This window comes from Candidatus Woesearchaeota archaeon, from assembly GCA_003695435.1.
In the GTDB taxonomy this organism is placed as follows: Archaea; Nanobdellota; Nanobdellia; order Woesearchaeales; family UBA11576; genus J101.
This window is the reverse complement of record RFJL01000032.1, coordinates 1-10,867: the sequence shown is the minus strand read 5'-3', so window position 1 is coordinate 10,867 and position 10,867 is coordinate 1. Positions and strand designations below refer to the sequence as shown.

The window sequence follows — 10,867 nt, the reverse complement described above, 5'->3', positions numbered from 1 at the left end:
TTTGGTTTTGTGTTTGTCTTGTAGTTTTAGCGGCCTGTAGGTTGGCTGCACAGAGGAGTAAGATGAGCGGTGTGTGGTGAAGTAGAAAGGGTGCAAGCGCGCCGTGCAATGAGCATGCAATCACAGGCACAGTGTAACCTCATCCTTTCCTCCCCTCCGCTACCCTTGAGACATCGTCATCAACACTTAGAGCTGCTCCATTCCTGGCCTGACTCGGTTCGTGAAGATGACGACCCTCAAGGACAGAGGATCAGCAGTCCGGATGAGACTGTACCTGCCAAAGCATACCGCTTGCACGGCTTCGGCCCCTTCTAAAGCTCGTTGAAGGTGACAGGGGAGAGCTAACCCCCCGGCCTAGCTTGCAAAGAAAACAACACAAAAACTCATTTATAAGCATATGGGCGTTAGAACAACAATAACAACAACCCATACCCTACCAAGCACCCAGCACTCACAAAGGGCATTGCAGGGTAAAACTTGTCTTTTTCTGCAAAGTAGAAAAGCAATCCAAGAGCAATGGTCGTACAAAAAGTGATAATAAGTACTTTTGGTAAAAGCAGTGAGCTTAAGAGCAGACCCCGAGAAATCGGATCAAGACCCACAACTTGTGACGCAATTTCAGGCATGTTCGCAAGTTTTTGCATAACAACCCCTGCAAAGAGAAGAGGAAATCCAATATCTCCGCCGCCAAGAATCGCAGTGCGCACTTTAACTTTTTTCGTAGCACTTCCTTTTTTCGCCTTACGCCCCAAAGCATAAGGAATACTCACACCTGCAAAAACAGAACTTTCAGATTGAAACTTCGCCATTTCCACCATGTGCTTAGACTTCCACACAGCATACATATCATACGCGGAGATTAAGAAGAGCAACAAAATCATGTGGTGAACTTGCAAAACAGGAACAAAAACGATGGCAAGACCTGCATACACAAAGATCTCTGTAAGGTTATGAATGAATATGTTGGGAAAGTAAATCTTCCACACACTTAATAGGACTGCTAAGAGAAATGTTGCCCACAAGGGAAGAATGGGATACGCATTAAAACTCTGAAAAAGAGTATACAACACTGCAAGAAAAAACCACACCTTCCACAATTTATAGAGCTTGTACTTAACAAGAAGCAAAATAAGTAGGGTTCCAATAGCAATGGCTGTTGCGATAAATACAACAGGATACTCGCTTTGAGGTCTCTCACCTCCCCCAGCAAGTTCTTGCTGCGCGATGATCACTTCTTGAGTAGTATTTGTTTCTTCATCAAAGACGGTCTGAGTTATTTTAAGAGCAGGAGCACTCAAGAATAAACCCACAACTTGTGAGAGTACAAAAACACCTAAAAGGATAAAAGTGATCGTAGTTGAGTGTTTCATACAAAAAATAAGGGACCCTTGCTTTTATAAAATATACTTGTTCCCTGGTGTTTATGCAATAGCGTTTATGTATTAAAACGTTTATGCATTAAAGAGTTCATGGATTAAAGAACACATTCACACAACACACTATCAACCATCCCAAAACCAAGAGGGGCAAGGAAGCAAAGGAGTCTAGAAGTTGAGTGGGTGTAATACAACGTTTAGTACATGCAAAGAGGACAAAAACATGACACGCATCTTTCATTCAGTCACCATAACCGTTTTTGCAGATGAGACGAGCAAAGACCAACGAAAAGAGGGGCTGTTACAACTTATACCCTTCAAAGCAAAGATAGAAGAAAGTACAGCAACAGGACTAGAAGACGACACCATTTACATTTACAAAGTCACGTTAAAAAACACAAGCGAACACCGACAACTTTTCACACATCTCTACGAACTTCTTGATGAAGAGGATAAAAACCTCATAGATGAACAACTTGAAACCCGCATTGATGACACTTGTCATTTCTTTCTTCGCTTTCTTGCACCTCAATGGATTCACTCAGAGTCCTTGGAACTCACCGAAGAAGGAAATTGTTACCATCTCAAAGCACTTGTCGCTGCATACCCCGCACGCAAAGAACAAGCAGTTCAAACAATGAGAGATTTTCTCCAATCTCTAAGATCTCGCAAAGAGGATCATTAAGGAAGCTTCTCTTCGGGAGTCTTGTGGGGTAGTTTTATAAACTTCTTCACACCTCTGTTAGTGCAATGTCAGATCAAATCATAACGCCGTGGGAAGTTAAAGGGAACATAGACTACGATAAGATTATCAAGGAATTTGGCGTTTCTCCTATTAGTGAAGATCTTCTCAAAAGAATAGAGAAAAAAGCAGGAACGCTCCATCACTTCTTACGACGTAAAATCTTCTTCGCACACAGGGATCTCAATGTTATCCTAGATGACTATGAAAAAGGAAAACCCTTTTTTCTCTACACAGGAAGAGCACCATCAGGACCTCTTCACTTAGGACATCTTGTTCCTTTACTTTTTACCAAGTGGCTCCAAGAGACCTTTGACGTTGAACTCTACATACAATTTCCTGACGAAGAGAAGTTTCTCATGAAGAACAATCTCTCATGGGAAGACGCGCAAAAATACTTAGAAGAAAACATGATTGACATCGCAGCTATGGGCTTTAATCCAAAGAGAACACATTTTTTGATAGATACCAAACATGCAAACCTCATGTACCCCGAAGCAATCAAAGTAGCAAAAAAACTCACCTTCAACCAAGTTAAAGGAGCATTCGGATTTGATGATTCACAAAACATAGGAGCAATTTTCTACACGAGCATGCAAGCAGTGCCAGCTTTTCTTCCCAGCGTGCTCAAAAAACAAAAACTCAACTGCCTAGTTCCCCTTGCTATTGATCAAGAACCTCATTTCAGACTTGCTCGAGACGTTATTCCCAAGCTTGGCTATCCAAAACCCGCAACAATTGGCTGTAGATTTCTGCCCGGCCTTGGAGGTATGATTGAAGACGGCAAGATGAGTGCATCTGCAGAACACACAGCAGTTTACACAACAGATGATCCAAAAACAGTGAAGAAAAAAATTAACAAATACGCGTTTTCCGGAGGACAAGCAACAGTAGAGGAGCACCGAGAAAAAGGAGGAAATCCTGATATTGATGTTGCATACCAGTGGCTTACCTTCTTTGAAGAGGATGATCAAAAACTCAAAGAGATTTACCAAGACTACAAAGAGGGAAAACTTCTCTCGGGAGAGATCAAAGCACTGTGCATTGACAAGGTCAATGAATTCCTAGGAGAACATCAGAAACGGCGTGAACAAGCAAAAAAAGATCTTGACAAATTCATACTCAAAGCATAACTTTTATTAACTCTTCATACTCTTTCTTCTTTCATGGCAAGAGTAGCCCCCCTTCCCGGATCATTCATGGCAATTTCCATCATAGGATTCATCATTAGCTGGATCTATTCTCTTTCCGGACGATTTTCTGAGACGTGGGGATTTACTTTGGGTTTCGTCTTTACTCTGATGTTCATCGCATCACTTATTTCCATGGCGAAAGGACCTGCTCAAAAAATTTAAATAGCTACTCGATGCGCCACTTTGAATGAAATCCGTCTTTACCCTGCTCGTAGCACTTCTTCTCATGGGTTGTATACAACAAACCATTATTACACAGGATGAAGGCTTTCATAACGTTTCACCACTATCCCCTCAAGAACGTGCTGACAACCAGGATGATCACACCAAAGAATTTGATACTCAAGAACCAAAAATTCAAGAAAACAACACAGTACCCACAACTAACCCTACAAGTAAAGCACCTGTGCGATCCGAGATTGATGCGAGCATACGCGAACTTATACAAACAGGACAACACCAAGAAAAAAATTACTTCTACCTTCTTCGCAACCCTGCACTTGGACCAGGCCAGTTCAAGGTATGGGTGAGGGATGAGAACATGTTCATCATCCCGCCTTCCGGGTATCTTAAAGAAAAATACAACCGCATCTACGTAAACAGAGCAAACAAAACTGCCGTGGCATATTGCAGAGAAAGTGATGGTCTTCAATGTAAAGACTTTGGACCCTTTGAACTAAACTACACAACATGGAATCTCATCACACCTCACGACTGGCTCGAAGAAATGAACCACGCAGTCTACTTTGCAGACAGTACGTTTAGCAGAAGACCTGTAGCAGTAGTTCAAGAAACAAGAAATAACACTACGTACCTAGTCTTACTTGATCGCTTCTACGGAATACCTCTTAAAATTCTCAAAGGAGAAGATCAAGTCCTTGTGGAATTTAGTGACCTTCTTCCAGGAAGAGTGAGTAAAGATATCGTTAAACCCAACCTTAATCGCGTTGAGCACTTGAGTTAAGCCTCTCAAAAATCTCCCTGCACTTCTCCTCTTTCTTATACACGACATGCGAGCACCGCTTATGAAATAGAGCAAGAGCAATGTTAAGTCTTTGCGTTTGAGAGTACTTAAAATGAGCTTTGTCCATAACTTCTTTTGCGTCGCGCAAGCATTCAAGAAGTAAAGAAACGTTTTCTTCTCTTGCTTCTTTTTCAACAAGTTTTTCTTCATACGGACGCAAGGAAATTTCTTTCCAATACGTAGTGCCATTAACCTCCAAGGGGAAACTTTTCGTAAACATAAAAAAAGGAGAGAAAACCATCTTTAAGTGCGTTTGCGAAGAAAACTTGAAAATATTTCAAATCTTTTCTTTTTTTGGCTTGATCGCACTTGGTGCTTTACCTCCATGCCAGGTGAACCGAGGACGCACGCGCATTGGGTAGAGCTTCTCATTGCTATCATCAAAAATAACTGCTGCACCCTTTACTCGCGGAAGAAGATCAAGCTCGTGAACAAGACCTTCTTTCATGTACGACTGAGTGAGTAATCCCAATGCTTCAACATCCATACGCGCAGTAAGTCTTGTTGATAAGACAATATCTGATTGTGTCATAACGTCGGTGTGAATTTTTCCTGGTTGCTGTGTTGCTAAGATAAGGGAGATTCCTGGTTGTCGTCCTTCGCGCATAATCGTAACGAGTGGCTCTGTTGCAATATTCCAATCCTCTTTATTATGTGGCAAAAATTCATGCGCTTCATCAATGACTAGCCACACAAGAGGGAATTCTTGCGTTGTGACTTCTCCTGTGGAAAAATAACTCATAGTAGCTTTTACTTGCTCATATTCTTCTTTTTTACGTGCTTTCATACGTTCAATGAAGAGTTTTTGAGAGATAAGACCTACAATCATTTGCTTGATCCGCCAGCCTCCGGGAAGCGTCGCATATGCTGAGACGTCAAGAATAGTAATCTGCCCACCCTTTGCAATTTCCTCAAGAGGCGTACCATTAACATCAAAAACACCCCAATTCTGAGTTGAGAGCAACATATTCTCAAGTGCATCTTTTACTATTTGTTCTGTGCGATCATCACTTTGTACTGCGGTGATAAGATCAGAAATAGAAAAATCCGGATTTACTTTTTTAAGCTCAGCACTCACACGAGTAATCGCAATGCCGTGAGGAGAATTTACGTGCAGGTCAAAAACATGGCACCAATCACGACCATCAAGCAGACTTGGCTTAATTGAAAAGGGCTTGTCCGTAGGGATTCCCTCTTCTTTATACTGGTGGTAATAATCAATGGGGGTGAAGATCGTAACATCACAAGGTTTTGCTTTCATACCCCAGGGTTCAAGCAATTCTTCTTCTTGCTTGTTGGGATATTTCATTGTCCAGTACACACCCATAGTATCAAGAAAAATAAATGCGAGGTTTTGCTTAATTTCAGGTTCAAGATCAGCAACACCTTCAGCAATCACCCCCATGGTGTAAGATTTACCTCCCCCCCTCTTACCTGCGATGAACATGACGTGAGAGCTTGTCACATCCATGTAAATATTGTTTGAGAGCGTTTGCGTTCTTCCCATTCTGATATACTGTTTTCCTAGAAGAATAGTGCCTCTCAAACCGAATTTTTCCACATCGGGTTTGAGGCGACCCACAATAATATCTCTCATGACCTTTTTAAACCCTTCAAGCTGTTATAAATATTTGTCATTACTCCTGAGTGTTCTTTTATTGGCGGTAGGTTTAAAAAGACCCAGCTATGCTCAAAACATATCAAACTACTCAATTCATGAGAAGGGGTGTCAAAAAACATGGCAAAAAAAACAGCTCAAAGGGCAACAAAAAAAACAACAAAAACAGCATCAAGTAAGAAAAACTCAAAACGTGCAAAAAAACAATCATCGCATCAAACATCGCATCACACGTCCCACAAGAGGTCATCTAGGTCATCTTCAAAAAAGACAACCTCAAAGAAACCAACAACAATTGGCCCAGTGCATAAATTACTCATAGCACTTGCAGGAATTATCGTACTGCTTCTCATCATCACCTTCATTAAAGGACAAGACGTCGCAGCAACAGTGAACGGCCAGACGATTACCAACAAGTACATTGATGAACAATACGAACGTATCCCTACCGCGTATAAAACACAAATCACTCGTGACGTGGTTTTACAACAAGCAATCAATGAAGAACTTCTTCTTCAAGAAGCAGCAAAAAAAGGCATCAGTGTCACTGATGAAGAAGTAGAATCTGCAATCAACGCAAGCATTACTCAATCAGGACTTGACGAGGAATCATTCAGACAACGTCTTGCAGAACAAAACTTGGATATGAATGACTTACGAGATCTTTATCGCAAGCAACTTACCATCAATAAACTTATTGAACAAGAAGTCATCTCAACAATTAACATTTCAGATGACGTGCTACGAGCATATTACGAAGAAAATAAAGAACAATTCAAAAAAGGTGAAGAAGTGACTGCATCACACATCTTAATCCTCACAGACAACCGCAGTGATGAAGAAGCAAAAGCGCTTATAGATGACATCGCAGCACAAGCAACACCTGAAAACTTCGCAGAACTTGCAAAAAAGTACAGCGAAGGACCGTCTGCTCCAAGGGGAGGTGACTTAGGAACTTTTGGAAGAGGTGTTATGGTACAACCCTTTGAAGATGTCGCGTTCTCAACACCTGCCGGGACCATCTCAGAACCTGTGCGCACACAGTTCGGCTGGCACATCATCTACGTCAGAGATAAAAACCCAGGAGGAGAACTCAGCTTTGAAGAGGTCAAAGATCAGATAAAGGCACAACTACTTGAGCAACAAGCACAACAACTAGTCGTAAGCTACCTTGACCAACTCAAAGCAAACGCAGATATAGAAATTAAGGACTAAGGTCCTTAGGTTTTAATCTTTTTTTCTTACTTATGAAACAAGACATCACAGCATACGAGTTGTATCACCTTCTACGTGAATTAGATTTTCTTAAAGGAGGAAAGATTGAGCAAATCTATCAAGAAGGAAAAGAACGCATCACGCTCGTCATCCACGCGCAAGAAAAAAGATTCATCCACGTTTTCGTGGGAAAACTATTCTTCCTTGGACTTCATAAAGGAGAAAACCCTGAACGTCCTCCAGGGTTTTGCAGTTATCTTCGCAAATACCTCAAAAATGCACGTATCCAGAACATCTCGCAAAGAGGATTTGAGCGCATCATAGATATAGAACTCTCCACCAAAGAAAAAACATATCACCTCATTGTAGAACTCATACCACCAGGAAACGTCATTCTTTGCGATGAAGACTACGTTATTCTCTCACCGCTCACCACGGCAAATTACGCTGACAGAGTTATCAGAGCACGTGTGCCCTACGAACACCCTCAAAAAGAATTCAACTTCCTCACCCTTGAAGAAGAACAACTCAACGCTCTTATCACCTCAACTACTTGCGACACACTTGTCACCTCACTTGCAATAGACCTTGGCTTAGGAGGGCTCTACGCAGAAGAAGTATGCGTACGAGCAAAAATAGACAAAGATACCAAACCAAGCGAACTCACCGAAGATCAAAAAGAAATGCTTTTTGCAGCATTACAACTACTACGCTCACAAAAGACACAACCCCACCTCATTAAAAAATCCGAACGCATTGTAAACATTATTCCCATCAAACTTGAGAGTAAAGAATGCGAGGAAGCGCAGTGGAACACGTACTGGGAAACGCTTGCCCATCTTCTTACTCAGAAAAAACATGAAGAAGTGCTCAAACATGTTGAGAAAAAAGCAAATACTAAAACAAGACAACTTGAAGAGCGTATCAAAAAACAAGAACAAATCATCAAAGGACTTCAACAATCAGAAGAAGAAAATCAAAAAATAGGCGAAGCAATATATGAAAACTATGCTCAACTTGATGAACTTCTCAAAGAACTCAATGCGCTGCGCGAAAAAGGAGGGTGGAAAGCAATTAAAGAAAAATACCCTAATCTGGTGGTTAATGAGAAAACAGGAGAGGTGACTGTGGACCTATGAGGCTCTTCACCCGACGATATGAAGAGTGGGGGTATCAAGGATCCTATGAGAAAATTGAGAAAAAATACCTTCGCATCAACACGCTTCGCACAAAAACCTTGCCTAAAAAATTCAACCTTGTAAAAGTACCTTTTCTTGAGGATGGATATGAGAGCAAAGCTGATTTTTCATTAGCATCTTCTCCCGAATACTTACAAGGGCTTTTTTACCTCCAAGACGCATCTACTCAACTCGCAGCAGAAGTACTTAACCCCCAGCAAATAGATCGCGTTCTTGACATGGCAGCAGCTCCTGGCGGAAAAACAACACACCTCGCAGCACGAATGAAGAATAAAGGATTAATTGTAGCATTGGATTCATCACATGGAAGAATTCAAAAACTCAAGAATAACCTTGAACGATTGGGCGTTGCAAATTGTGTTGTTTATCAAAAAGATGCTCAATACGTATCTGATTTGAATATGCAATTTGATAAGGTTCTGCTTGATGCTCCTTGTTCTGGAAACTTTTCTCTTGACGCGCAGTGGTTTGAGAAAAGAGATTTTGAAGGTATTAATGCGAACGCTAGGTTGCAAAAAAAACTGTTGCGATCAGCAGTAGGGGTGTGCAAACCAGGAGGCATAGTCTTGTACTGCACGTGTTCTCTTGAAAAAGAAGAGAACGAAGATGTTATTGAATGGGCTCTTGACGAGCTTAATGTTGAACTTGTACCTATTAACAAAGATGTCGGTGTTGCTGGCATAACAGAAAAGACTGCTCTGTGCAAGAGAATCTGGCCAGGCGAGACGCAAGGATTTTTTTTAGCAAAACTCAAAAAAGTTTGACTTTACGGTGTTTTTGCGGTGTTAGCTACTCAAAAAACGATTCTTTAAACAGATCTTTCTTCGTTCTTCTTTTTTCTTCTAGGGTGTTCTTTTCTAAGGCGTATTTTTTTAAATCAACTACGTATTCTAGGAAGTATGTATACTCTCGAAACTGTTGCAGAAGATTTCAAAAAGAACTACTTGCCCCAAGCGTGCAGTGAGTGTGATGCTTTTTGCTGCAGACTCCCCCAAGAAGAACTGACTGATAAAGAAGTTCTTCTCCTTGCAAACATACGACACATTGATGAAGTTGATTCTGTGCGACGTGCAGATGGTGCGTCTCTTTTTGTAAAAGAAGAACGCGGCTGGGCTATGGATTTAAGGGAGTCTTCAAGTACGGGAAGAATCCGAAAGTTAGATTACCCTGACGTTTGTCCTCGCCTTGATGGTACTTCTTGTTCAGTATATGATCACCCTGATAGACCTTTTGGTTGTTCAGAGTTTCCTCTTTACTTTGGAAAGTTAGAAGATCGTGGCAGGACTGTTGATGCGATTGTTCTTCATCACCAATGCAAAGGGATTTCGCAAGACATCGCACAAGAGATTTTATCACGAGCGTTATTTGAGGGTTATCGCGTGTTTCTCGACCCTGGTCTGCGCCATGAAGTAAACTTTGAGAATATTGATGATTATGTAGCTCGTTTTTTTAAGAAATGAGTTGAGTAATTCAATTGTTGCCTGTTGTCATTTTGGTTACAGGTTGATTTGCAACTGTACTTGGACAAGACTGCTTGCTCCAACCATTACTTTTATAAACCACCTCAAAATCAAGGGTGGTATTGACGGCCATAGGGGGCTGGATACACCTGTTCCCATTCGAACACAGAAGTTAAGAAGCCCTCCGTTCGCCCGTGTACTGGTCTTATGATCGGGAAAGGGCGAAAGCTGTCTCTTTTTTCTCCTTGCTTGTGGTGGTATTTTTTATTCTTTTTTCTCACTTCTTCCCCACTCGTCACCACTTGGAAATAACAACAAACAGTAATGTTTATATATCGGTGGGATAAACCTCCACTCTATAATAGTAACTTTACATTGGTCAAGAGGTCTTCCATGAAAAAAAACAAAAACAAACTTGGACTAAGCTTAGCAGCACTCATAACAGCACTTCTACCCACAGCGTCACAAGCACATGACATTGAAGATTACGAATCACTCATAAGAGCATGCTCAGATACTCTAGTCTACACCACAAACAAAGAAGAATGTACACAAGCAGAGCAATGCATCACTACACCAAATGCACCCCAATGCACACCACTTCTTGATTCCGCATTCGCAAAAAGCATAACTGAAGGGAACTTCAACATTTATTCTGATGAAACGACGAACGAGTCTCTTGGAAGTCCCCTTCTTGAAGATGCGGATGAGTTTCCCGTTGATTCTACTACCACAGATACGACGTTAGAAGATACTGTTAATCAAGCATCTGTGCAAATATCCAAACCATTATCTGTGCAAATATCCAAACCATTTGATGAACTAAACCGTGTTGAAGAAATTAATGAATTTATCAACACTTATTTCAAAGATCCTGAGGCTCGTAAAACACTTTTAGATGTGGCTTTGCGTGTGGCAGAAAATACGAGTTGGACTGCTCACCCAATAGTGCATGGAAAAGCAGTATCCACCCCTGTTTTTGATCCTGTCTCAGGTGAACCCCTTTACCTTATCATGCAGATTGATCCTAAGAAAGGCGT

At 41.3% G+C, this 10,867-nt stretch carries 12 protein-coding genes, 1 rRNA gene and 1 other RNA gene; 10 read left to right on the top strand and 4 right to left on the bottom strand.

The features are described from left to right. Nucleotides 1-90 precede the first annotated feature (90 nt). Nucleotides 91-365, bottom strand: an RNA gene (gene ffs / locus D6774_02130) — signal recognition particle sRNA. Between the two features lie 39 nt (nucleotides 366-404). Beyond that, nucleotides 405-1,370 (bottom strand): hypothetical protein, encoded by a 966-nt coding sequence (locus D6774_02125; protein RME78140.1) that lies wholly within the window; start codon nucleotides 1,368-1,370, stop codon nucleotides 405-407. A 229-nt stretch (nucleotides 1,371-1,599) separates the two neighbouring features. On the opposite strand from D6774_02125, the gene D6774_02120 reads away from it, so the two are divergent. The 4 genes from D6774_02120 (at nucleotide 1,600) to D6774_02105 (ending at nucleotide 4,275) form a co-directional block, all read left to right on the top strand. After that, nucleotides 1,600-2,061, top strand: a complete 462-nt coding sequence (locus D6774_02120) for a hypothetical protein (GenBank protein RME78139.1) — start codon at nucleotides 1,600-1,602, stop codon at nucleotides 2,059-2,061. A 65-nt stretch (nucleotides 2,062-2,126) separates the two neighbouring features. Then, a complete protein-coding gene (locus tag D6774_02115; protein RME78138.1) occupies nucleotides 2,127-3,251 on the top strand; it encodes a tryptophan--tRNA ligase in 1,125 nt (374 codons plus the stop codon). A 33-nt stretch (nucleotides 3,252-3,284) separates the two neighbouring features. After that, nucleotides 3,285-3,473, top strand: coding sequence for a hypothetical protein (locus D6774_02110; protein RME78137.1), 189 nt, complete (start codon nucleotides 3,285-3,287; stop codon nucleotides 3,471-3,473). A gap of 25 nt (nucleotides 3,474-3,498) precedes the next feature. Beyond that, nucleotides 3,499-4,275, top strand: coding sequence for a hypothetical protein (locus tag D6774_02105; GenBank protein ID RME78136.1), 777 nt, complete (start codon nucleotides 3,499-3,501; stop codon nucleotides 4,273-4,275). Here the strand turns inward: D6774_02105 and D6774_02100 are convergent. Both D6774_02100 and D6774_02095 read right to left on the bottom strand, forming a co-directional pair. After that, nucleotides 4,250-4,555 carry a hypothetical protein gene (locus tag D6774_02100; GenBank protein ID RME78135.1) on the bottom strand — a complete coding sequence of 102 codons (306 nt, stop codon included), beginning with the start codon at nucleotides 4,553-4,555 and terminating at the stop codon, nucleotides 4,250-4,252. The genes D6774_02105 and D6774_02100 overlap by 26 nt on opposite strands. Nucleotides 4,556-4,612: 57 nt before the next feature. Beyond that, a complete protein-coding gene (locus D6774_02095; GenBank protein ID RME78134.1) occupies nucleotides 4,613-5,932 on the bottom strand; it encodes an ATP-binding protein in 1,320 nt (439 codons plus the stop codon). A 141-nt stretch (nucleotides 5,933-6,073) separates the two neighbouring features. Here D6774_02095 and D6774_02090 point away from each other — a divergent pair, with 141 nt between their 5' ends. The 6 genes from D6774_02090 to D6774_02065 all read left to right on the top strand — a co-directional run. Then, nucleotides 6,074-7,168 (top strand): hypothetical protein, encoded by a 1,095-nt coding sequence (locus D6774_02090; protein ID RME78133.1) that lies wholly within the window; start codon nucleotides 6,074-6,076, stop codon nucleotides 7,166-7,168. Between the two features lie 32 nt (nucleotides 7,169-7,200). After that, nucleotides 7,201-8,307: a hypothetical protein gene (locus tag D6774_02085; GenBank protein ID RME78132.1), complete on the top strand. Its 1,107-nt coding sequence runs from the start codon at nucleotides 7,201-7,203 to the stop codon at nucleotides 8,305-8,307. Continuing rightward, nucleotides 8,304-9,131 carry an RsmB/NOP family class I SAM-dependent RNA methyltransferase gene (locus D6774_02080; protein ID RME78131.1) on the top strand — a complete coding sequence of 276 codons (828 nt, stop codon included), beginning with the start codon at nucleotides 8,304-8,306 and terminating at the stop codon, nucleotides 9,129-9,131. The genes D6774_02085 and D6774_02080 overlap by 4 nt, the downstream gene beginning before the upstream one ends. Before the next feature lie 135 nt (nucleotides 9,132-9,266). Then, nucleotides 9,267-9,827, top strand: a complete 561-nt coding sequence (locus D6774_02075) for a hypothetical protein (GenBank protein RME78130.1) — start codon at nucleotides 9,267-9,269, stop codon at nucleotides 9,825-9,827. Nucleotides 9,828-9,948: 121 nt separating this feature from the next. Further along, nucleotides 9,949-10,064: ribosomal RNA gene (gene rrf, locus D6774_02070) — 5S ribosomal RNA — on the top strand. 156 nt (nucleotides 10,065-10,220) lie between these two features. Next, a partial coding sequence (locus D6774_02065; GenBank protein ID RME78129.1) for a hypothetical protein occupies nucleotides 10,221-10,867 on the top strand: 647 nt, incomplete at its 3' end.

Excerpts from the sequence above, each read along its gene's own strand:
- D6774_02125 (RME78140.1), bottom strand. The coding sequence starts at position 1,370 with ATGAAACACTCAACTACGATCACTTTTATCCTTTTAGGTGTTTTTGTA.
- D6774_02120 (RME78139.1), top strand. The coding sequence starts at position 1,600 with ATGACACGCATCTTTCATTCAGTCACCATAACCGTTTTTGCAGATGAG.
- D6774_02115 (RME78138.1), top strand. The coding sequence starts at position 2,127 with ATGTCAGATCAAATCATAACGCCGTGGGAAGTTAAAGGGAACATAGAC.
- D6774_02110 (RME78137.1), top strand. The coding sequence starts at position 3,285 with ATGGCAAGAGTAGCCCCCCTTCCCGGATCATTCATGGCAATTTCCATC.
- D6774_02105 (RME78136.1), top strand. The coding sequence starts at position 3,499 with ATGAAATCCGTCTTTACCCTGCTCGTAGCACTTCTTCTCATGGGTTGT.
- D6774_02100 (RME78135.1), bottom strand. The coding sequence starts at position 4,555 with ATGTTTACGAAAAGTTTCCCCTTGGAGGTTAATGGCACTACGTATTGG.
- D6774_02095 (RME78134.1), bottom strand. The coding sequence starts at position 5,932 with ATGAGAGATATTATTGTGGGTCGCCTCAAACCCGATGTGGAAAAATTC.
- D6774_02090 (RME78133.1), top strand. The coding sequence starts at position 6,074 with ATGGCAAAAAAAACAGCTCAAAGGGCAACAAAAAAAACAACAAAAACA.
- D6774_02085 (RME78132.1), top strand. The coding sequence starts at position 7,201 with ATGAAACAAGACATCACAGCATACGAGTTGTATCACCTTCTACGTGAA.
- D6774_02080 (RME78131.1), top strand. The coding sequence starts at position 8,304 with ATGAGGCTCTTCACCCGACGATATGAAGAGTGGGGGTATCAAGGATCC.
- D6774_02075 (RME78130.1), top strand. The coding sequence starts at position 9,267 with ATGTATACTCTCGAAACTGTTGCAGAAGATTTCAAAAAGAACTACTTG.